This is a genomic window from Chryseobacterium lactis, from assembly GCF_003815875.1.
Classification (GTDB): domain Bacteria; phylum Bacteroidota; class Bacteroidia; order Flavobacteriales; family Weeksellaceae; genus Chryseobacterium; species Chryseobacterium lactis.
Genome location: NZ_CP033924.1, coordinates 2,008,055 through 2,029,010, shown reverse-complemented (window position 1 = coordinate 2,029,010; position 20,956 = coordinate 2,008,055). Strand labels below are relative to the sequence as shown.

The 20,956-nt window shown below is 35.3% G+C and carries 23 protein-coding genes; 2 read left to right on the top strand and 21 right to left on the bottom strand.

Features of this window, described 5'->3' with window-relative positions:
• Positions 1 to 116: 116 nt before the first annotated feature.
• Positions 117 to 881 carry an enoyl-CoA hydratase/isomerase family protein gene (locus tag EG342_RS08785; RefSeq protein WP_103294265.1) on the bottom strand — a complete coding sequence of 255 codons (765 nt, stop codon included), beginning with the start codon at positions 879 to 881 and terminating at the stop codon, positions 117 to 119.
• A gap of 252 nt (positions 882 to 1,133) precedes the next feature.
• Between EG342_RS08785 and EG342_RS08780 the strand changes: the two genes are divergently transcribed.
• The gene (locus tag EG342_RS08780) at positions 1,134 to 1,685 is read left to right on the top strand and encodes a phage tail protein (protein WP_103294307.1); all 552 of its coding nucleotides are present in this window, start codon (positions 1,134 to 1,136) and stop codon (positions 1,683 to 1,685) included.
• Positions 1,686 to 1,724: 39 nt separating this feature from the next.
• Complete coding sequence (locus tag EG342_RS08775) at positions 1,725 to 2,546, top strand: T9SS type A sorting domain-containing protein (protein ID WP_103294266.1); 822 nt, start codon at positions 1,725 to 1,727, stop codon at positions 2,544 to 2,546.
• 74 nt (positions 2,547 to 2,620) lie between these two features.
• Here EG342_RS08775 and EG342_RS08770 read toward each other — a convergent pair whose 3' ends face one another.
• From EG342_RS08770 to paaA, 20 genes are all read right to left on the bottom strand, one after another.
• Positions 2,621 to 3,325, bottom strand: coding sequence for an SMUG2 DNA glycosylase family protein (locus EG342_RS08770; protein ID WP_103294267.1), 705 nt, complete (start codon positions 3,323 to 3,325; stop codon positions 2,621 to 2,623).
• Positions 3,326 to 3,332: 7 nt separating this feature from the next.
• A complete protein-coding gene (locus EG342_RS08765) occupies positions 3,333 to 4,112 on the bottom strand; it encodes a DUF4241 domain-containing protein (protein WP_103294268.1) in 780 nt (259 codons plus the stop codon).
• A gap of 116 nt (positions 4,113 to 4,228) precedes the next feature.
• On the bottom strand, positions 4,229 to 4,855 hold the full coding sequence (locus EG342_RS08760; protein WP_103294269.1) for a transposase: 627 nt from the start codon (positions 4,853 to 4,855) through the stop codon (positions 4,229 to 4,231).
• Positions 4,856 to 4,997: 142 nt separating this feature from the next.
• A complete protein-coding gene (gene paaZ / locus EG342_RS08755) occupies positions 4,998 to 7,493 on the bottom strand; it encodes a phenylacetic acid degradation bifunctional protein PaaZ (RefSeq protein WP_103294270.1) in 2,496 nt (831 codons plus the stop codon).
• Positions 7,494 to 7,635: 142 nt separating this feature from the next.
• On the bottom strand, positions 7,636 to 8,463 hold the full coding sequence (locus EG342_RS08750) for an alpha/beta hydrolase (protein ID WP_103294271.1): 828 nt from the start codon (positions 8,461 to 8,463) through the stop codon (positions 7,636 to 7,638).
• A 61-nt stretch (positions 8,464 to 8,524) separates the two neighbouring features.
• On the bottom strand, positions 8,525 to 9,103 hold the full coding sequence (locus tag EG342_RS08745) for a transposase (RefSeq protein ID WP_103294272.1): 579 nt from the start codon (positions 9,101 to 9,103) through the stop codon (positions 8,525 to 8,527).
• Positions 9,104 to 9,197: 94 nt separating this feature from the next.
• Positions 9,198 to 9,791, bottom strand: coding sequence for an acyltransferase (locus tag EG342_RS08740; protein ID WP_047382988.1), 594 nt, complete (start codon positions 9,789 to 9,791; stop codon positions 9,198 to 9,200).
• 95 nt (positions 9,792 to 9,886) lie between these two features.
• Positions 9,887 to 11,092 carry a 3-oxoadipyl-CoA thiolase gene (gene pcaF, locus EG342_RS08735; RefSeq protein WP_103294273.1) on the bottom strand — a complete coding sequence of 402 codons (1,206 nt, stop codon included), beginning with the start codon at positions 11,090 to 11,092 and terminating at the stop codon, positions 9,887 to 9,889.
• A gap of 57 nt (positions 11,093 to 11,149) precedes the next feature.
• On the bottom strand, positions 11,150 to 11,848 hold the full coding sequence (locus EG342_RS08730; protein ID WP_103294274.1) for a DUF6624 domain-containing protein: 699 nt from the start codon (positions 11,846 to 11,848) through the stop codon (positions 11,150 to 11,152).
• 59 nt (positions 11,849 to 11,907) lie between these two features.
• Positions 11,908 to 12,615, bottom strand: coding sequence for a DUF6624 domain-containing protein (locus tag EG342_RS08725; RefSeq protein WP_103294275.1), 708 nt, complete (start codon positions 12,613 to 12,615; stop codon positions 11,908 to 11,910).
• 14 nt (positions 12,616 to 12,629) lie between these two features.
• Positions 12,630 to 13,043 carry a PaaI family thioesterase gene (locus EG342_RS08720; RefSeq protein WP_103294308.1) on the bottom strand — a complete coding sequence of 138 codons (414 nt, stop codon included), beginning with the start codon at positions 13,041 to 13,043 and terminating at the stop codon, positions 12,630 to 12,632.
• Between the two features lie 8 nt (positions 13,044 to 13,051).
• Positions 13,052 to 13,369 (bottom strand): hypothetical protein, encoded by a 318-nt coding sequence (locus EG342_RS08715; RefSeq protein ID WP_103294276.1) that lies wholly within the window; start codon positions 13,367 to 13,369, stop codon positions 13,052 to 13,054.
• A gap of 83 nt (positions 13,370 to 13,452) precedes the next feature.
• Entirely contained in the window at positions 13,453 to 14,583 is a 1,131-nt protein-coding gene (locus tag EG342_RS08710; RefSeq protein WP_103294277.1) for a 3-hydroxyacyl-CoA dehydrogenase NAD-binding domain-containing protein, read from the bottom strand.
• A gap of 125 nt (positions 14,584 to 14,708) precedes the next feature.
• Positions 14,709 to 15,509 (bottom strand): enoyl-CoA hydratase/isomerase family protein, encoded by an 801-nt coding sequence (locus EG342_RS08705; protein WP_103294278.1) that lies wholly within the window; start codon positions 15,507 to 15,509, stop codon positions 14,709 to 14,711.
• A 200-nt stretch (positions 15,510 to 15,709) separates the two neighbouring features.
• Positions 15,710 to 17,542, bottom strand: coding sequence for a hypothetical protein (locus EG342_RS08700; RefSeq protein ID WP_103294279.1), 1,833 nt, complete (start codon positions 17,540 to 17,542; stop codon positions 15,710 to 15,712).
• A gap of 98 nt (positions 17,543 to 17,640) precedes the next feature.
• Positions 17,641 to 18,105 (bottom strand): 1,2-phenylacetyl-CoA epoxidase subunit PaaD, encoded by a 465-nt coding sequence (gene paaD, locus EG342_RS08695; protein ID WP_103294280.1) that lies wholly within the window; start codon positions 18,103 to 18,105, stop codon positions 17,641 to 17,643.
• 82 nt (positions 18,106 to 18,187) lie between these two features.
• Positions 18,188 to 18,937 carry a 1,2-phenylacetyl-CoA epoxidase subunit PaaC gene (gene paaC, locus EG342_RS08690; protein ID WP_103294281.1) on the bottom strand — a complete coding sequence of 250 codons (750 nt, stop codon included), beginning with the start codon at positions 18,935 to 18,937 and terminating at the stop codon, positions 18,188 to 18,190.
• A gap of 108 nt (positions 18,938 to 19,045) precedes the next feature.
• Positions 19,046 to 19,327 carry a 1,2-phenylacetyl-CoA epoxidase subunit PaaB gene (paaB, locus tag EG342_RS08685; protein ID WP_103294282.1) on the bottom strand — a complete coding sequence of 94 codons (282 nt, stop codon included), beginning with the start codon at positions 19,325 to 19,327 and terminating at the stop codon, positions 19,046 to 19,048.
• A gap of 16 nt (positions 19,328 to 19,343) precedes the next feature.
• Positions 19,344 to 19,946, bottom strand: coding sequence for a hypothetical protein (locus EG342_RS08680; RefSeq protein WP_103294283.1), 603 nt, complete (start codon positions 19,944 to 19,946; stop codon positions 19,344 to 19,346).
• 7 nt (positions 19,947 to 19,953) lie between these two features.
• Positions 19,954 to 20,892, bottom strand: a complete 939-nt coding sequence (gene paaA / locus EG342_RS08675; protein ID WP_103294309.1) for a 1,2-phenylacetyl-CoA epoxidase subunit PaaA — start codon at positions 20,890 to 20,892, stop codon at positions 19,954 to 19,956.
• Positions 20,893 to 20,956 lie beyond the last annotated feature (64 nt).

Below are 20,956 nucleotides of genomic sequence, written 5' to 3'. Positions count from 1 at the left end.
TTTTTTTTATCATTTATAAAGAGAATTTCTAATGGTCAATTAAACGTTCTCATTCTGTCAAAATAAAAAAGCCGTTGAATCTATCAACGGCTATCTATTTTTAAACAAGTTACTATTTACTTTGCTCTTAATCTTTCTTTAATGGCTTCGATATTTTTCTTTGCAGAATCTTCCAGAATCAGGCTTGCACTCATGTGAATTCTTGCCGGCATCAATTCATTGAAATGATCTGTACCTTCCCATGAAACTTTCTTAATCAATGCTAATGCTTCACTGCTTCTCGAAGCCAATGTCTGTAAAAACTTCTCAAGCTTTTCATCCATTTCCTGAATAGTTTCTGAAACGGAATGATACACATTATGTTGCTCCGCCCACTCAGCAGATCTGAAATCCGCGTCAATAGCCATTGCCGAAAATTGTGATTTACCAATTTTTCTTTCTACGTAAGGGCCGATGACGAAAGGTCCGATTCCTAAATTAATTTCTGTAAGTGCTAAAGCGGAATCTTTGGTTGCAAAGCAATAATCTGCACCGCAGGCAATACCAACTCCTCCACCGGTAGTTTTTCCCTGCACTCTTACCACTACAATTTTCCCACAGTTTCTCATCGCATTTAAAACTTTAGCAAAACCACCGAAAAATTGAGTTGAAGCTTGCAATTCGTCAATAGCTAATAACTCATCGAAGCTGGCTCCTGCACAAAAAGCTTTTTCGCCTTCGCTTTTTACCAAAATTGCCTTCACCTCATCTTTAGCACCTTCTTCAAGAATAGTCTGCGCCAGTTTTTCTAAGATGGCTCCCGGAAGAGAATTGCTTTTTGGGGTTCCGAAAGTAATTTCGGCGATATTATTTTTAATTTCTGATGCTACGAATTCGTTCATTTTTAATTTTATTGGATTCTTACAAAAATACTAAATACAGTGCTTTCAGAGAAACTTAAGTCCTACAAATTATGGGGTATTTATTCAACTTTTATTACGTAGAAATACGGACTTGATAATTTGGTATTTTCTACTCTAGTTCTGTTTTTTTATTCGTTGTTCCTTTGGCTTACTAAATCAAACCAATGGGCGGAATCCGAAAAGCCAGCGAAACAGAGTAGGAAAATTAAAAAAACTGAAAAACTATATATCATGGAAGAATACATTGGAATTGTCAAGTTATTTGCCGGAAATTTTGCACCAAGAGGCTGGATGTTTTGTGACGGAAGCTTATTAGGCATCGCTCAAAACAGCGCTTTGTTTTCTATTCTGGGAACAACTTATGGTGGCGACGGCATCACTACTTTTGCGTTGCCTAATCTAAAAGGACGTATGGCTCTGGGTGCAGGTAACGTAAATGCCAATAAATTTTATCCACTAGGTGTTGTTTCCGGAAGTGAACAAACCACTTTGCTAGCTCAGAATCTACCAAGTATAGGTGCCGGATTTCAATTGAAAGTGGCAAATAAAAATGCCAATACTTCTACTCCTACAGCTGCAGCATCTATTGCTATCACAGGCACACAAGTAGGAAGAGATTTCAATGCTGTTACAAGTTTTGTAAACAACGCGAATCCGGATACAGCCATTAATGCACAATCTATTGCATTTGTTGGACAAAATCTTCCAATCAATAATATGCCTCCCTATCTGGGCTTAAACTATATCATCTGCGTAGAAGGGGTCTATCCTTCACGTGGATAATACTATTCACACAATAAACTAACATTTAAAACAGAAATCATGAAAAGCACTACCTTTTTAACGATCTGTAGTCTGCTCATTTCAATTTTTTCATTCGGGCAGACGAGTACAGAGTCTTTTGAAACAGAATCAAACGGAAGCACCAGCTTTACGGATAACGGAGTAATTTTTAATATTATCTCATATGTCAGTGTTTTCGATATTCAAGCTAATTTTCCTGCAACAGGCTGGAATGGAACAACATTCGATAACAGATATATTGATAATTCCAATGATATGGCTTCACCACCATCTTTCGGTATTAAAACCACATCCAATTTATTTAAAGTAAATAGATTCTGGATGTATCTTTCTGCACTCAACCTGGATCTCAATGTAACAGGAAGTTTGACTGTCACCGGAAAATTGAGTGGGATAACAAAATTTACCCAAACAAAGACAAACGGTTTTGTAACATCTCTGGGAAGTACAAACGGTTACACACTCATTGATCTGACAAATTTAAATGGCCAGAATTATTCAAATATTGTTATTGATGAACTTCAAATAACCGCTAACGGTGGATTCAGGTATGTTGCCTTAGATGCTTTCACCTGGGTAAAAGACAGCAATATTGTATTGGGAACCACAGAAAGTAAAGCTTCCCAGAAAAATATGAGTATTTATCCAAATCCTACTACCGGACCTTTATCTATCAAAGCAGAGAATAGTTCTGAGGCACAGATTTACAGCCAGGATGGAAAATTATTACAAAGCTTACAGATTAAAAAAGGGATGAATGAAATCAGTATTTCTGATTATCCAAAAGGTGTTTATTTTATTAAAACAGCCAACGGATCCAGTAAAGTTATTAAAAAATAAGATTTTAAATTTTACATAAGTATTGTTCCCTCAAGTAAAGATTCTAATACATGAATGGAAAAGTCCCTTAATCGTCAATGATTTGGGGATTCTTCCTTTTTTAGGGCCAGAATATACTTATCAATATACAATTGTTTTTCTTTTGACTTGTATTGCTGGATATACCTGGGATGTTCCAGGACAGTCATCCTTTCAAATAATTGGGCCTCTTTATTTAATTTTGAGATAAAATCAGCATTCTTTTTTCCAAGGATGAAAACTTCTGAGGTGTCAATATTGAGACTGATATGTTTTTTCAGAGATTCTATCATAAAAGGTTTTACAGATTCAAAAAGCCCTTTGTCATCATAATAATTGGCATTGAGCCACCCGTTTTTTGTTTGTCTTACAATAGCCAAAGGAAATGGGGAATTGATATAAATATCTTTATAAAAAAGATCTGCACCACCATAGTCAGCAATCATATCATACATAAAAACTGAGGAAACTTCGTGGGTACGGGCAGATTCCATTTTTATACCACATATGCTTTCCAGTCTTTTGGTATCGGTAAACGGTACTCCTGTAACTCCGGCTCCATGACGGCTGGGATTGATTCCTATGATAAATTTTCTCTGGTTGGAATCATTATAATATTTGTTATAAAACTTTTGCATCACAATCATTGTTTCCGGATTATCCAGGTATGGATTCATAACCTGAAAACCTTCCGGAAGTTCTCCTGAATATGAGAGATTCTTATTGAATTCAATAACCTGATCTGCAAAAGTTTTATTCATTGAAAAATTATTTTAAAAAGACGAAATTATCCGCCTGATCAGAAACTTCATCATCTTCGTCCTCATCATCTTCGTCGTTATCTGATAGTGCTAATTCAATATCAATAAATTGAATATAAAGACCACATATTTTTCCTTGTGCATCATAAGCAAAATAAACCGGATAAGTACCGTCTCCTATTCCAGTGGCAAACATTGGAATCTGGTATTCTGTATTGGGAACGGTCCAATTGATCCAATCCCCCAGCTCTCTCTGATTTGCAGGGTCTTCTTTGTAGCTTTTCGCAAACAATTCAGCGAAATAGTCATCGTAAGCATTATCTACATTTAATTCTGAAATAAATTTATCTACATAAGGAACCACTTCCACATCGGTAATACATCCTAACCCTGCATCTACTGCAAATCCGAAATAATCTCCTTCATTAATGTCTTCAAGATCTTCAATTCCAATTAGCGCTTCTCTGTATATCACAGGTTTTTCTTTTGTGAATTCTACTTTCACCGCACTATACCGGTCTCCCCATTCTTCCAGTTTTACCACGGCAATTTTTACAGGGAAATTCCCTTTGGGTACTTCTACAAAATAAGGTTTCTCCCGTGCACTGAGGAATACCAGTGGATCTCTTACAATTACTTTTCCGGAAGGCAGAGAAACATTTCCTATTTCCATCACTTCCATTTTCTTATCCATTATTTCATCAGAAGTAAAATAACTTTCAATATCTACAGGTGAGATAAGAATATCTTTTACTTTCTCCCATTTTTGCATCCAGCTTTCGTTCATTATTTTTTTATTTTATGATTTGAGCTTTAAAGGTACTACTCATTTACTTCTCGTCAAAATCTTCTGTGTAAGAAGTGATTCCTGGATTGGATGCCGGTTTTTATCCTTGTCAAGGTTTAAAACCTTGACAAGGATTCACCCGTCTTTGTCTTTTGATGTGCTAGTATGAAGTTTTCTCTGTTATCAAACAGGTCAATAACCTCATCCCTTTTCAGTAAAGTTTTTGATGTACTCAAAATGGATTGATAAGAGGAAAAATTATATTTTGAAAACTGATCAATAAAAGAATGATATTGTGGATTTTGATGAATATAAATTATTACGTTAATCAAATATTTATCTGAGGTAATTAATTTTCTTTTAAATGGAGATTCAATAAGAGAGCCATGTCTTTTATTTTCTTTATTAAAAGCCTGGGAGTAAGAATTGAAAATCCGGGCAAATTGCTTTGAGAAAATATTCTGAGGAGAATGGAGTCCTGTTTTCGTAGCATTGGCAAGATTTTGAACCTTGACAAAGCTATCCAGTTCAAAGTCAGATTTTATCCTGACTAAAAAATGGAAATGATTGGGCATAAGGCAATAAGCGTATATATCACAGACAGGAATAAGAAATTCAAAAACTTTATTGAGAAAAAACGAATAATTCCGATCTGACTTAAAAATATTTTCTCCGTTAATACCACGATTATAAATATGGTAAAAACAATCCGCTTCGATTGAAGTAGTTCTGATATCTGCCATCTTTGTGTTTTTTAATTCATCTTAGAAAGTTAAAAAATTTCTTTTAAATTAAACTGTGTCAAGCCTTTGAACCTTGACATGGTTTAAAAAAATCCCTTTAAGTAAAAACCTAAAGGGACTGTAAATTTATATTTTATCTGAATTAAATCAATCCAAACTGTTGGAAGTGGTGGGTAAAATGCTTTTTATGCATCAGTTCCCACATTTCTTTATTCAGTTTTCCGAATACATAATTCATATGTTCTGCCTGAGGATTTTCTTTGTAATACACGACAAATCTTTTCAAATTATCAATGAAGGATTGTTTTGCAGCATCCAGATTTTTGTGTACAGGATCCGGAAGTGAACCGTCCTGTGGTAAAAACGGAGCCGTAAATTCTTTCGGCATTGCTCTGTGATTGTAAAGGGAATCCTGCCATTTTTCCAAATGTTCTTCAGGAGTGAAGCATTTATCTGCTTCAGGCTCACCTAAACTTACCAATAAAGCCTGATCCAGGTGCTCAATCATTTGCTGCGGAGACATTTTCCCCCATTGAGAAGGAGTACTTTCTGTTAATCCACTCAATATTTTCTGAACATTTTTCACATTCAGATCGATGAAAGGAGATTGTTTTGCCACCAAAGTCAAAATAGTTGCCACACAAACGACCTCATCTCTTTGGTTAATCACTTCAACCAGCCATTTTACTACTCCTGATGGAATATTTCTTCCTTTTACGCCTCTGTTGATTTTTTCTTTTGCAGTTAAATAAACGGTAATTGTATCTCCCGCATATACTGGTTTGAAGAAGCTACACTCTTCCAATCCGTAATTAGCAATTACAGGTCCTTTTTTCCCGGAAACGAATAATCCTGCCGCTGCTGAAAGGATGAAATATCCGTGAGCTACAGTTTTGTCAAAGATTGTACCCGATAAACTTGTAGCATCAGTATGAGCATAGAAATGATCCCATGAAACATTGGAGAAGTTTACGATATCTGCATCAGTAACTGTTCTTCCTGCTGTTTCTAGAGAATCTCCTACTTCAACTTCTTCGAAGTATTTCTGGAAAGGATGCTTATCTGAGAACTTCTTCTCTGCTCCTTGCTGATAAATTTTAGTAATCGCTTTCAGTACATCCGGAGATCCCTGAATAGCCGTTTTCTGCAGGAAGAAATGAAGACCACTTAGTCCTCCCATTTCTTCTCCGCCTCCTGCTCTACCAGGGCCTCCATGCATTAATGTAGGAAGTGGTGAACCATGTCCTGTGCTTTCCTTAGCGTTGTCTCTGTTTAACACAAAGATTCGTCCGTGTTGGGAAGCCATTTTCCATGAAGTTTCTGCGATAAAATTTTCATCGTGAGAAATGATGGATCCTACCAAACTTCCTTTTCCTCTTTTTGCCAAAGCAGCAGCTTCTTCTGCATCTTTATACGGCATCAATGTAGATACCGGCCCGAAAGCTTCTACATCATGAGAAATATTTTTTTCGAAAGGTTTATCATTAAGGAATAATTTAGGACTCATGAATGCTCCTTTTTCATAGTCTGCATCTACAAGTTCGTGTTTCCCATCATATACAAGCTCTGTTTCTGATTTTAGCATGTTTACTTTTCTCAGAACTTCTTCATACTGCTGTTTTCCTACCAAGGAACCCATTTTGGTTTCTCTGCTTAGCGGGTTTCCTATTTTTGTTTGGTCTAAAGCTTTAGATAATGCATTCTGTACATCCCCGATTAAATGTTCAGGAACAATAATTCTTCTGATTGCCGTACACTTCTGCCCTGCTTTGGTGGTCATTTCGTTACGAACCTCTTTGATGAATAAATCAAATTCCGGAGTTCCCGGTTTTGCTTCCAACCCTAGGATAGAACAGTTCAAAGAATCTGCTTCCATATTGAAACGAACGGCATTTCCTGCAACGGATGGAAGTGATTTCAGCTTTCTTCCCGTAGTAGCAGAACCTGTAAATAATACAGAATCTCCATCCTTTACATAATCCAGAATATTTCCAGGTTCTCCACAAACAAGCTGGATTGCTCCTTCGGGTAAAATTCCACTTTCAATCATATCCTGGAAAACTGCGTTCGTAAGATAAGATCCGAAAGGAGATGGCTTTACAATGGACGGCACTCCTGCTAACAATGATGTGGATAACTTTTCCAACATTCCCCAAACAGGAAAATTGTAGGCATTGATCTGAACAGAAACCCCTTCACTTGGTGTTAAAATATGAGTTCCCAGGAAAGTTCCGTTAGCAGAAATTTTCTGAGTATCCCCATCCACCCAGAACGGAGTATTGGGAAGCATTCTCTTTGCTAATCCCGAGTAGGTAAAGAAGGTTCCAAAACCTCCTTCAATATCCACCCATGAATCCACGTGAGTGGCTCCGGTTTTATAAGATAATTCGTAGTATTTTTTCTTTCTTTCCAACAGGTAAAGAGCTACTTTTTTTAACATCTCTCCACGGTCATAGAACGTCATTGAAGAAAGGTTCTTGTAGCCTGTTGTTCTTCCGTAATCCAAAGCTTGTTCAAAATTAAGCCCTTCTGTATCGGAAACGGCAACCTGCTCTCCTGTAACGGCATTGTATAAAGGAATTCCGGTCCCGGTCCCTTCTACCCATTCACCGTAGATATAGTTTTTTAATTTTTCCATAAAATATTTAATTTAACAATATAAAAATGTATCGGTTTATCAATGAGATACTTCATGAACTGCGTTCGTAAACCTTCAGTTTATGCTCAGCACGACAATGGATTATTACATTTTCACATTGGTCTATTGTTACATTTATTAATTATTTCGGTTCCTGATAGGGAAACATTTTTACCAGCCCTTCATATAAGCTTCTATGAAGAATTGTAGCATGGTTGTCTGTTTCCATCATTTTATATTCTACTGTCCAGTTTTTCTTGTTTGACTTTTTCAAAACATTGAACCATTCTTCAGCATCTTTTACCATTACCGGATGTTCTCCTTTTCCTACAGACACATAGACAAACTTTTTGGTATCCTGAGATTTGGATAGTAATTGCCCTGCCTGTTTCAATAAGCTCTCATCATCCCACCATAAGCTCGGACTGATGATAAAATAGTTATCAAACATTTCCGGCTTTTTCAAAAGGATCTCTGTTGCCACAAGCCCTCCTAAAGACTGACCGAAAATATATTTATCTGTAGTTTTAAACTGGCTCTCAATATAAGGCTTCAATTCTTTTTCCAAAAAAGAAATAAACTTATCAGAATGCCCCGTTGTAGGATAATCTTTCTGAAGATCTTTTATATCAGTATGGAAAGTAAAATCTCTTTTCCTATCCACATTTGCAATTCCTATTACAATTGTTTCCGGCATAGAATACATCTCATTAAAGAATTGTACTAATCCTGAAACATGGATAAAATCCTCATTCATACTTCCATCTAGAAGATAAATAACAGGATATGATTTCGATTTGTCAAATCCCTGTGGCAAATAGATATTCAAGGTTCTGTCTTCATTTAAAGTTTTAGATTTAAATGTTCTTACCTCTCCTATTGTAAGCGGTTTTACCGTTGCAGTTTGTCCCGTCATCATAGAATTCGCAGCCCATAGAATACTGCAAAAAATAAAAGCTTTTTTTATCATAGATTTAATACTAATTGTAATTTACAGATTTATCAATCTTATATTTTTATTTTAACTGATACTACTCTAATTCAATAAAATCATACTCTACATTAGACCGATGATAGGCTATAAAGATTTTCAATGTATCAAAATAGTCCATTATTTCTGACCTTTGTAGTTTACTTGGCTTCTTTTCATTAATATAAGAATTATACGAAGAATGTCTCCAATCTTCAATTTGATTTACAAAGCCGTGATTAACTGGATTATTATGAATGTAATGCAGCACCTTTAACAAATATTTTTCATCCCGAATCTTTTTCCTCTTTATTGTATTAAGAAAAAGAGCACCTTTCCTGTTATAAACCTTATTATAAGCTTTTGCATAAGCATTCAATAAATCACTGAAGGATTTCATTAAAAACTGATGTTCATTTTCATGATCTATCTCGTCAAAATTCTTAAATCGAAGTAATAAATGAAAGTGATTAGGTAGTAAACAATAAGCATAAACATCAGCTATCGGAAGAATATATTTCTCTACCTTTTCCAGAAAATATTGATAATTTGAAGCTTCGCGAAAAATAATTTCTGTCCCATTTACATGGGAGAAAATATGATAGATCCCTTCAAATTCAAAACTTTCTGTATTAATCATTTTATATTTTCACTGTTATGCTTATAATTTATAATCTGAAATTAAACCTAACAGGTTTTAAAAACCTGTTAGGTTTAGGTGTGTCATATTAAAGTTATTTTACATCATCCCAAATGCTATAATCAACAATTTTTGTAGGAATCTGCTGAACGTATTCGGTAAACGGTTCACAAGGTAAAATGGCTTCTTTTCCTTCTCTTGCTAATTCCTGATACAGTTTTGTTCCTTCTGTTTTCCAGTGAATCATTTCATCAGAAACATCACGAATAATTTTCGCAGGGCTTCCAACGATCAGTTTCCTTGGCTCACATCTGAAATTAGCTGGTACAAAAGCCAATGCTCCGACAATACTTTCATCACCAATGTAGGCTTTGTCCATTACAACAGAATTCATCCCGATTAAGCAATTCTTTCCGATATGCCCGGAGTGAATAATGGCTCCATGCCCAATATGGGCAGATTCTTCCAAAATGGTTTCTATATTTGGAAAAACGTGAAGTGTACAGTTTTCCTGTACATTGGCTCCGTCTTTAATGATAATTTTTCCCCAGTCACCACGAATTACTGCATTGGGGCCGATATATACTTCTTCGCCGATTTCCACATTACCGATAATCACCGCCTGCGGATGAATATAAGCAGAAGGCTTTATAATGGGACGGATTCCGTGATATGAGTAGATGTTCATTTTATTTAATTTGAAAATTTAAGAATGAGATAATTTGAAAATTAACAATTTCGCCGAACATTTTCAATTTTCAAATTACCTCACTTTCAAATTGATTATGCTTTTTCGATAACCATTGCATAGCCTTGTCCGACACCGATACAAAGGGTACACAATGCATATTTTTTATCTTGTTTCTGAAGCTCCATCGCTGCAGAACCTATAATTCTTGCTCCGGAAACTCCCAGTGGGTGTCCGATTGCAATAGCTCCACCGTTAGGGTTTATTCTTGCGTCATCATCTTTTAATCCTAAGCTTCTTGTTACGGCCAGAGCCTGTGCAGCAAATGCTTCGTTTAATTCGATAATGTCCATATCTTCTAAAGAAAGGTCTAATCTTTTCAATAATTTTTGAGTAGCTTCTACAGGTCCGATCCCCATGATTCTTGGTTCAACACCTGCTACGGAAGAGCCTAAGATTTTAGCTTTAGGTTTTAAACCATATTTTTTAACAGCTTCTTCACTTGCTAAGATCAATGCAGCAGCGCCGTCGTTCATTCCCGAGGCATTTCCTGCCGTTACCGTTCCTTCTTTTCTGAATGCAGGACGAAGTTTCCCTAAACCTTCCATAGAAGATGTAGGCTTAATAAATTCATCTTTATCAAAGACGATGGGATCTCCTTTTCTCTGTGGAATTTCAACGTTTACAATTTCTTCAGCCAATCTTCCGCTTTCCTGCGCTTTTGTAGCTTTCTGCTGAGACCAAAGGGCAAATTTATCTTGATCCTCTCTGTTGATCTGGTGCATGTCTGCAAGATTTTCTGCAGTTTCACCCATACCGTCAACACCATACATCTCTTTCATTTTAGGGTTGATAAAACGCCATCCGAAAGTAGTATCATACATCTGGCTGTCTCTTCCGAAAGCTGCACTAGGTTTTGACATTACATATGGAGAACGTGTCATATGTTCTACTCCACCTGCAATATAAATTTCACCTTCACCTGCAGCAATCGAACGAAAAGCATTAGCTACAGCAGACATTCCCGATGCACAAAGTCTGTTTACGGTCTCACCTCCTATTTTATAAGGAAGCCCAGCTAATAAAAGACCCATTCTCGCTACATTTCTGTTATCTTCACCTGCCTGGTTCGCACATCCAAAAATAACGTCCTCAATTTCTTCAACAGGAACATTTGGATTTCTTGCCACCACTTCTTTGATAACAATAGCAGCCAGGTCATCTGCTCTTACTTCTGATAATCCTCCCTGTAGTTTTGAGATGGGAGTTCTGACATAGTCTATGATGTATACGTTGTTCATAATTTTAATTTGAAAATTGGAGAATGAGATAATTTGCAAGCTATCTCACTCGCTTTTCTATTTATTTTTATTCTTTAATTCTAAGACTTGTTTTAAAGTATAGGGTTTATATATGAAGTCTTTTCCAAACATTCTTTTGGCAATTTCTTCAATGGTAGAGTCAAATCCTGCTTCTTTTCTTCTTTTGTTAACATTTTCAGGATCTTTTATAGGCCATACGAAATTAACGAAGACCTGTTTCCCATCTTTATCCTTTGTCATTTCGCCCTTTCCCTGTGTTCCATAGATCTGCTCTCTGTTGTCATTCATCAGATATCGGTCTTCCATCATGGCAACCCACGTAAAAGGAATTTCCTTCTTTTCTCCGGCTTCTTTGATGAGCGGAAAATATTTTGCAATTTTGGTTGAATGCTGAATTACGTACCAGGCGGCATGATTGGTAGGCTCACCCACCAGTGTTTTTCCTGGATAACCGTATTGAGAAATAATACTTTCTATTCTCTTTATATTCAGAGTATCATGCTCAGCTACCAAGTCCCATCCTTTCCTTTCAAACTCATCACTGTCAATATTCAGATCTTTCAGAATCTGGCTTTTTTTCTCCGGGGTTATTTCGGAGTCAAAAAGCATTCTGTACCCTTGATCCACCTTCATGATCTCGTCCAGTTCCTTCTTCAGGTTTTCATTGAATTTCTGCTGTTGGGCATTGATAAGCCCTAATGATAATCCTGAAAGCAGTAACAATATTTTTTGCATAATTGGTTATTAGTATAATGTATATTTGAGCCCTACTCTATTTTTAAAACAATTTATTATCAGTGATTCGGATGCTTCCCTTCCTTTATTTCTATCTTGTTATTTTTCACATCATCTAATGTATACACCTTATATACAAAATCTTTCCCATAAATTTCTTTTCCGTATTCTTCTATTGTATTGGTAAAACCAGCTTCTTTTCTTTTTTTATTTACATTTTCCGGATCTTTGATGGGCCAGATATATTCTGTTCTATAATCTTTCCCCTCTTCACTCCAAAAACTTCCATATCCCTGGCTTCCATAAATCTGTTCTTTTCCCTGATCCATTAAATATCGGTCTTCCATCGTTGCCACTTGCCTGAATGGGATTTCTTTCTTTTTTCCGGCTTCTTTAATTAAAGGAAGGTATTTCCCTATTTTCTTGGAATGTTGTATTACCAACCATACCGCTTTATTTTCCGGTTTTCCGACCATGCTTTTCCCAGGATACCCATATTCAGCAATGATTTTTTCTACTTTAATAATATTTGCACTGTCTTTTTCTACAACTAATTTCCAGTTTATTTTGGCAGTATCAACACCTTTTTTAAAAAGTTCATTTTTAATCTCTGATTTTCTTTTAGCAGAAGTGGAATCATCAAAATATTCGCGATAGATCTGATCCCAATAATAAATATCTTTCAATTCATTCTTCAAATTTCTATTTGAAATACATGCATTCAGTATTGTTAACACCAAAACAAGAAAGGATATTTTTTTAATCATCTTTTAAAATTTTATTAAAGATCAGTCACTTTTTTTCCAATTTTATAGACAGTTCCAACAAATTTTGCAACCAGTTCATTATTCTGATTGGTAATTTTTATATCATAAACTGCTGTTTTTCTGGTATCGTTAACCAGTATACTTTCAGCTCTGAAAACATCGCCTTCTTTTCCAGCTTTGGTAAAATTGATAACACAGTTCAAAGCTACGGCGGCATCTCCTGTATTATTAGAAGAAAATGCCAGTGCAGAATCTGCAAAAGCAAAGGTAACCCCACCATGAACAGTTTTTAAACCATTCAGCATATCTTTCTTGATAGGCATTTCCAGTAAACAATAATTTTCCTTTACCTCAATCATTCTGATATTCATCCATTGGGAAAAATAATCCTGATTGAACATATAATCTGCAACTTGTCTTGGATTCATTTCTTCTATCATACGTTTGTTATTTCTTCATATAATTCATCGGATAATTTGTCGTAAACACTCATGGTTTTACCAAGAATCACCTGTTCATATGAAAGATGAGTATTGGAATTACCAGAGCTATTTTCTCCTTCATAGATTGCGTTTAAATCAATTCCACTTTCATTGGCCAGTCTTTGAATTAACGTTCTGTATTTTTCATTAAACTTCCCCAGCAATTCAAGTCTTTCTTGACTATCTTCTATGGAAGAAGCTTCCTGAGCCAAATACTGTTTCTCAATTAAAAGCCGTGTTTCCAGTTCTGCTCTGAATTCTTCTATATTCATCTTTTAATTATCAATCTATCAGTTTACTAATAAAATACTTTGATAAGTTCAGTATTGGTAAACTGATAGATTGGTATATTTTATTATAGTTTACGAAGTAAAGGGCTTTGTTTGTACCTTTCTTCCTGATATTCGTTGTAAAGGTTCTGCAAGGTTTCAGAGATTTTTGAATACCCGATTTCCTGTCCCCAGCCTAATAATCCTTTTGGATAATTTACTCCCTTCTGCATTGCCAATTCAATATCGTCATCATTGGCAATACCTAGTCTTTTGGCTTCCACCGCTTCGTTGATCAGCATGGAAATAATTCTTAAAAAGATCTGTTGATACAAGGCATCATCTTTCTGTGCTTCAGGTTTCACAGCTCCTTCATTATAATCATAGAACCCTTTTCCTGTTTTTCTTCCGTGAAGTTTGGCTTCGGACATTCTTTGCTGAAGTAAAGACGGCTTATATTTAGGATCGTAGAAATAATCTTTGTAAACAGTTGTTGTTACGGCAAAATTTACATCTATTCCAATTAAATCCATCAATTCAAAAGGTCCCATTTTAAAGTTCCCAATTGTTCTCATCGCCTCATCCACCTGTTCCGGTGTGGCAATGTTTTCTTCAACAATCCGAAGGGCTTCACCATAATATGGACGGGCAATTCTATTAACAATAAACCCCGGAATATCTTTTGCGATAACCGGTGTTTTCCCCCACTCTTTCATGAGGTTATATATTTTCTCTGCTAAAGTTTTTTCTGTTAATAAAGATGGAATTACTTCCACTAAAGGCATTAACGGAGCCGGATTGAAAAAGTGAATTCCGATGAAACGCTCCGGCTTCTTGAGTTCTGCACCAAGAGAGGTGATAGAAATGGATGATGTATTGGAACCGATAACGCAGCTTTCTGAAACATAAGTCTCCAGTTCTGTAAACACTTTGGTTTTGATTTCTTTATTTTCAATGATCGCTTCGATCACTAAATCAGAATCTTTTAAATCCTTTAATGCTTCACCTTTACTGATATTATTTCTGATTTCTGAGGCTTTTTCCTGAGAAATTTTGCCTTTTTCAGCTAATTTCTGAAGGGTTTTCTCTAACCCTGAAATCGCTTTATCAATTTGTGGAGCATTTGCATCAAATACAACAACTTTGCATCCTGCGGTGGCAGCGACCTGGGCAATTCCAATTCCCATCGTTCCTGCACCAATAATTCCAATATTCATAGTCTAAAAAGTAATGTAACAATGTATCAGCTTACCAATGTAACAATTTTGTCAAAAAATTAAATTTTGCAAAAGCATCTGTTTTTATTGGTAAACTGCTACATTGATAAATTGTTATATTAATCTTATTTTCCTTTATAATCAGGTTTTCTTTTCTGTAAAAATGCATTTACCCCTTCGATGAAATCTTCTGTTTCGGCAGCCTCCTGTTGTAAGTCACCTTCCAGTTCAAGCTGTTCTTTCAAGGTGTTGGTATAAGAATGTGCGAAAGCTTTTTTCGTAAGCTTAAGCGCTGCGGTTGGCATATTCGACATTTTCTCAAGAATTTCCATTGACTTTGGTCCGAATTCTTCTTCACTGAAAACTTCAGCAACAAGACCATAAGATTTAGATTCTTCAGCCGATAATTTCTTACCGGTGAAAGCTAAATAATTGGCCAATTGTCTACCTAAAAGTTTCGGTAAGAAATATGTCCCACCTGTATCAGGGATCAAACCGATATTTGAAAACGCCTGCGCAAAATACGCTTTGTTATTTGCCAATACGAAATCACAGATTAAAGCCAACATAGCCCCGGCACCAACTGCAGGTCCGTTCACCAAAGCAATGACAGGTTTTTTGCAACGGGTAACTTCTGTAACCAACGGATTATAATAATCCACAACAATCTTTCTGATAATATCATGATCGTGGTGTTCCTTTCCTGTCACGAATGCTTCATCCAGATTCTGACCGGAGCAAAACGCTCTTCCTCTTCCGGAAATAGCCACACATCTTACTGTTTCGTCTTCGCTACATTCTTTAATAAAGTCTTTTAAGTCTGATAAAGCAGGCTTAGTAAGGGCATTCATCGTTTCAGGCTGATTAAGGTATGCGATTTTAAGCTTCCCGTCAAAATGCGTTTCAATATCGAGTTGTGTATACATAGTTTTTTATTTTATTTAACAATGCACTAATTTAATAATATAAATCAATGTAGCAGTCTACGAATTTAACAATGTGGCAATGCCATCGTTATGTGTTACATAATCCTAAGTTTCATTAGTAGACTGTTACATGATTTCATTACTGTATGTATTATTTATATGGTAAATGATTTATAGTAAAAACCTTACTTCGATCAGTATTATATAGGATTGTTATTATAATAATTATTAAGCTTTATATTGGCTCCCGGATCTTCCACAATAGGCAATACACTACATTTAAACAAAATATTATCTTTTGCAATCGTATTTTTACATCTCAAATAAAGTCCGCTTTTAACATTACTTACTTCATTGCCAGATACGGTCACTTTTCCATCTAATGAAGTTCCATAAGGAATAGTAGCAGTTGTAATATCGACGACGACACCGAAATTACTCCCATTTCCGTAAATTAAATTATTGGAAATAACAAATCTTTTGGTAAGCTCATTTACTCTTTCAACTTCTCCTTCCGTTGGGGTATAACTTTTTATTGATATTCCCACAAAAGAATCCCCGTGAATTGCAGATTGGAAATTATTGTTACTAATCAATGCATTTCCCAATGCAGAAGTAAGCCTTTTGGTTGTCGTTGTACTCCCATCTGGATTAGTTGTAATTGTGTTTGAATAAGCTGCATACTCTATTGCTGCAGCATGTACATTGGAAGCACAGTTATTGGAAATATTTATATTATTTATATTCCCTCCAATGGTGACCGCTGTTCTCACATTGTTAAAATTATTGTTTTGTATATTGATATTATCAACTTTGATCTCATCTTCATGTGACTGAACTAAAATTCCATAAGTCCTTTCATCAGATGTTTCTATGATATTATTATTAATCGAGATATTTTTAAATTCTTTAGGAAGGTCTAATGTTACCCTGGATGAAGAATTAATAACTCCACTGTCATCTGCAATTAACTGATGAATATAATTGTCTGAAATAATACCATTTTTCTTAGTTCCATCAAACCTGATAGCTCCCCATGTTGTATTTCTAAAAATATTACTATTTATAATAAAATTGTTTACATTATCATAAAAGTCTATAGCATATAATCTATGATGTCCAGTATTATCCCTTCCACAATATTCAAAATAGTTTCCCTTAACCAGAACTGATCCATAATATCCACAATCAAATGCAAATATTCCGCAAGGAGCTTTTGATGAATCTAAATTTGGTGCATTTTTAAAAACATTATTTTCAACCATAAAGTTTGCATTATGGGATTGTGTAAGTCCTAAATGTTCCATTCTGAACATTTGTGACTGTACACCGCTTTCAAAAAAATTATTAGAAATTTTTATATTTCCCTCACAGTTATAAAACTGTACCGCTCTAGTATATAGATCAATAAAGCAACATTCATTAATTTCTATATCTGTAGAATCGATCGAGTTTAATATATATATCCCTCCATTAAAATCTCTTAATATTTCACTTTGTGCATTGTAGTCCCCAGCGGTATAAACCTGCAAATTTCTTTTATTAAGGTCAAAGGTTATTCCTTCAATAATAAAATTCTTACAATTTGTGAAATGAAAAAAATAGGAACTAAAACGTTGCTTACTATCTGACTTAATAGTTGTATGCTGCTTATCTCCCAAAAGTTTGAAGCAGGAAAGACCTGTAAAACTTAATTGCTCATTAATAATATACTCTTTTGCATCAAATCTTAAAGTCGCTCCTAAATATGCTGCAGTATTAATTGCTTTAGTTAGCATCACTTTATCTCCGGTTCCATTTGTTAAATCAGTGGGATAAGTACATCTGTACCATTCTATATTAATAGTATTCTCTGTATAAATGGCTTTATAATATTTCCCATTTTCTTGTTTCAGAACAACACCATCTAGTAAGCTGGCATTAATAGAATCTATTTCCTGATAACGGATAACTTCTCCGGTATTGTGAAATGTTTTAACAAGAGTAGATTCCTGACATGTTGAAGGAAACTTCTGACTGTTACAATTTGTCATAATTAATTTTTTGTGTTGATTATTTTAAATAAGATCATTAAGAAATGATACTGAAGCAAAACTAAGTGCTACTAACGACAAAACTCGTCGTATCTTTTTTAATGACATTTAAAATAATCAAACGGCTCCAGACAGTCTAAACATTGATAAGAAGCCTTACACAGGGTAGACCCGAATCTGCTGATCTGTTTGGTATGCTCGGAACCACATCTCGGACATTTTTTTGGTTTTCCGATATGATTCTCGTCTGCTCCTTTTTCAGGAGGTGTAATTCCGTAGACGCGAAGTTTTTCTCTTGCCTCATCTGTTAACCAATCTGTTGTCCATATAGGAAACATTTTGGTGACAACCTTGGCATCCCAACCGTTTTCCTTCATTATTTTAATAATGTCTTCTTCAATAGTAAACATTGCAGGACAAGCAGAATATGTAGGAGTAATGGTCACTTCACAAGAATTCTCACTGGTAACTTTTGCTTCTCTTACAATTCCCAGTTCCACAATATTGATTACCGGAATTTCCGGATCAGGAACCATTTCTAATATTTCTAAAGGATTTTTCATTTAAAAAATGTACCAATTAAACAATCTAACAGTCTAGCAATCATTATTACATTGGTAAACTGTCATATTGGTATATTTGAGTTTACCACGTACACCCCGGATATGCTCTCTGCATATACTGAAGTTCACAAAGAATGAATCCGAAATATTCTGTATGATATCCGGTTCTGGATTTTGGCTGCATAAATGGATTGGAGGGATATTCTAATCCAAATTCCTTAAAATCTTTCTCTGTAATGGCAACGAACTCTTTGTAAAGCTCATCAACATTCGGAACGATATTCAGAACAACAAGATCCTCTTCTCCTTCTGATTTGGCAAAAAGCCCTTTTGTATATTCCCAGATATCTTCGATCGCCTTTTCCAAACGTTGACGGCTTTCTTCTGTTCCCTGAGCGAAAATCTTCATCCAGGAAGCCGTATGAGTATAGTGATATCTTACTTCTTTTAATGATTTCTGAGCAATGGCAGAAAGCTCTTCATCTGCAGAATTTGATAGTGCTTCGTACATCAGTTTCTGATATATCGAGAAAACATATACTTTAAGGATCGTCTGTGCATAATCTTCATTAGGAAGCTCTGTCCAGTGTGCATTTAAATATTCGTGTTCGTATCTTAAAAATGCAATATCATCCTCATTTTTACCGTTATCAGCAACTCTTGAAGCATACACATAAAAATTATTGGCTTGTCCAAGTTCATCCAACGCAATGTTCGTTAATGCAATATCTTCCTCCAAATAAGGGCCTTCACCACACCACGCAGACAAACGTTGTCCCATAATGAAACTGTCGTCTGCTAGTTTTAATAAATAATTATATAATGGGTTCATTGTTTAGTAGATTTAAAGACCAATAGATAATAGATGGATAGATAATAGATAGGTAAACTTTAACGTCTTTTATCTATTCGTCTATTATCTCCTAAGTCATATTCTTAATTACATATTTTTTACATCGTTTGGAATATCGTAGAAAGTCGGGTGACGGTATAATTTATCATCAGCCGGATCGAAGAAAGCTTCTTTGTCTATTCCTTCTGAAGTCACAATATACTTACTTGGAACGACCCAAACAGAAGTTCCTTCTTTTCTTCTTGTATAAACGTCTCTTGCGTTTTGTAAAGCCATTTCTGCTGTTGGCGCCTGTACAATTCCAACGTGTTTGTGAGATAATCCCGGTTTAGTCTGAATAAACACTTCCCACACATCTAATTGACTCATTATCTTATTTTATTTTTTAATCTAATTTGATGTTGAAATTATCTTCAACATATTTTAATATTTTAATGAAACTTTCATATTCATCAATTCCTGGAGTATCTTTTAAATAACTTTCAGGATTAGAATAATGAAATTCATTCTCTCTATTATCTGATTTGTATTTTACTAAAAAATCTACTCCGTCCGTAACACTGTATTCCCTTGTAAACAGTACATATCCTTTTTCATCATTGTCATATACTGCCTTTGATCGGGACATCTTATATCTGAAAAGATCTTCGTTAGGAAGATAACCGATATTCATTGCTTCTAACGTAACAAAAGCTTTTTCAAGAATATCTTTAGATTTCAGTTGAATAACTTTGGCTGGTATAATTTCAGATTCATCTTTACTTATATGATAAGGTAAACGCCACTGTATCACTTCAGCTTTCCAATTCTCGCCCTTTTCTTGATAAATTCTGAAAACTTTTCCCCCGTTTGTAATTCCGGAACCTTGATAAATTCTTATTTCCTTCTTATTTTCTATACTAACAGGGATACTTGCAAGCTTGTCTATGTCCTGTCCTTTCAAGATTGTGATAATAAAGAAAAATAATACCTGAAATAAGATTTTCATTAATTTCTTAGTTTACTTTTTCGTTTTGTTTTTCTGCAAAAGCAATCGCTGCTTCTTTTACCCAGGAATTCTCTCTCTGAGCCTTTCTCTTCGTTTCGATACGCTTTTTATTACAAGGTCCGTTTCCTTTTAAAATTTCCATAAACTCACCCCAAGGAAGTTCTCCGAAATCGTAATGTTGTCTTTCCTCATTCCATTTCAGGTCTTTATCCGGAATTGTTAATCCTAAGAATTCAGCCTGAGAAACGGTAACATCGATAAATCTCTGACGAAGGCTGTCATTACTTTCTCTTTTCACTCTGTAATTCATAGAGATTTTCGAGTTTGGTGAACTGTCATCGTTGGGTCCGAACATCATTAAAGCTGGCCACCAAAAACGGTTTAATGAAGCCTGAGCCATTTCTTTCTGTTGTTTGGTACCACGGCAAAGCGCCATCAGAATCTCATATCCTTGTCTTTGGTGAAATGATTCTTCTTTACAGATTTTCACCATCGCTCTTGAATAAGGACCGTAAGAGTTCCCCATCAGCATTACCTGGTTCATAATGGCTGCACCATCTACCAACCAGCCGATAGCACCAATATCAGCCCAGCTTAATGTCGGATAATTGAAAATACTTGAATATTTTGCTTTCCCTTCCAACATATCATCGTAAGTTGCATCTCTGTCTGCTCTGATGCTTCCGTCGCCTAAAGTTTCTGTTGCAGAATAAAGGTATAAACCATGTCCTGCCTCATCCTGAACTTTAGCCAGAAGTGCCATTTTTCTTCTTAATGAAGGCGCTCTGGAAATCCAGTTCGCTTCCGGCAACATTCCTACAATTTCAGAATGCGCGTGCTGTGAAATCTGACGAACCAATAATTTTCTGTAATCATCGGGCATTACATCTTTTGGTTCTACTTTATTTTCTTCGTGAACGTATTGAACAAATTTTTCTAAATCCATAATTTTTGAATTTGAAAATTTGAAAATCTGAGAATGCATCAATTAATTTTCAAATTAACACATT

Bases quoted from the DNA above. Each gene is read 5' to 3' on its own strand.
- EG342_RS08785 (WP_103294265.1), bottom strand. From the start codon at position 881: ATGAACGAATTCGTAGCATCAGAAATTAAAAATAATATCGCCGAAATT.
- EG342_RS08780 (WP_103294307.1), top strand. From the start codon at position 1,134: ATGGAAGAATACATTGGAATTGTCAAGTTATTTGCCGGAAATTTTGCA.
- EG342_RS08775 (WP_103294266.1), top strand. From the start codon at position 1,725: ATGAAAAGCACTACCTTTTTAACGATCTGTAGTCTGCTCATTTCAATT.
- EG342_RS08770 (WP_103294267.1), bottom strand. From the start codon at position 3,325: ATGAATAAAACTTTTGCAGATCAGGTTATTGAATTCAATAAGAATCTC.
- EG342_RS08765 (WP_103294268.1), bottom strand. From the start codon at position 4,112: ATGAACGAAAGCTGGATGCAAAAATGGGAGAAAGTAAAAGATATTCTT.
- EG342_RS08760 (WP_103294269.1), bottom strand. From the start codon at position 4,855: ATGGCAGATATCAGAACTACTTCAATCGAAGCGGATTGTTTTTACCAT.
- paaZ (WP_103294270.1), bottom strand. From the start codon at position 7,493: ATGGAAAAATTAAAAAACTATATCTACGGTGAATGGGTAGAAGGGACC.
- EG342_RS08750 (WP_103294271.1), bottom strand. From the start codon at position 8,463: ATGATAAAAAAAGCTTTTATTTTTTGCAGTATTCTATGGGCTGCGAAT.
- EG342_RS08745 (WP_103294272.1), bottom strand. From the start codon at position 9,103: ATGATTAATACAGAAAGTTTTGAATTTGAAGGGATCTATCATATTTTC.
- EG342_RS08740 (WP_047382988.1), bottom strand. From the start codon at position 9,791: ATGAACATCTACTCATATCACGGAATCCGTCCCATTATAAAGCCTTCT.
- pcaF (WP_103294273.1), bottom strand. From the start codon at position 11,092: ATGAACAACGTATACATCATAGACTATGTCAGAACTCCCATCTCAAAA.
- EG342_RS08730 (WP_103294274.1), bottom strand. From the start codon at position 11,848: ATGCAAAAAATATTGTTACTGCTTTCAGGATTATCATTAGGGCTTATC.
- EG342_RS08725 (WP_103294275.1), bottom strand. From the start codon at position 12,615: ATGATTAAAAAAATATCCTTTCTTGTTTTGGTGTTAACAATACTGAAT.
- EG342_RS08720 (WP_103294308.1), bottom strand. From the start codon at position 13,043: ATGAATCCAAGACAAGTTGCAGATTATATGTTCAATCAGGATTATTTT.
- EG342_RS08715 (WP_103294276.1), bottom strand. From the start codon at position 13,369: ATGAATATAGAAGAATTCAGAGCAGAACTGGAAACACGGCTTTTAATT.
- EG342_RS08710 (WP_103294277.1), bottom strand. From the start codon at position 14,583: ATGAATATTGGAATTATTGGTGCAGGAACGATGGGAATTGGAATTGCC.
- EG342_RS08705 (WP_103294278.1), bottom strand. From the start codon at position 15,509: ATGTATACACAACTCGATATTGAAACGCATTTTGACGGGAAGCTTAAA.
- EG342_RS08700 (WP_103294279.1), bottom strand. From the start codon at position 17,542: ATGACAAATTGTAACAGTCAGAAGTTTCCTTCAACATGTCAGGAATCT.
- paaD (WP_103294280.1), bottom strand. From the start codon at position 18,105: ATGAAAAATCCTTTAGAAATATTAGAAATGGTTCCTGATCCGGAAATT.
- paaC (WP_103294281.1), bottom strand. From the start codon at position 18,937: ATGAACCCATTATATAATTATTTATTAAAACTAGCAGACGACAGTTTC.
- paaB (WP_103294282.1), bottom strand. From the start codon at position 19,327: ATGAGTCAATTAGATGTGTGGGAAGTGTTTATTCAGACTAAACCGGGA.
- EG342_RS08680 (WP_103294283.1), bottom strand. From the start codon at position 19,946: ATGAAAATCTTATTTCAGGTATTATTTTTCTTTATTATCACAATCTTG.
- paaA (WP_103294309.1), bottom strand. From the start codon at position 20,892: ATGGATTTAGAAAAATTTGTTCAATACGTTCACGAAGAAAATAAAGTA.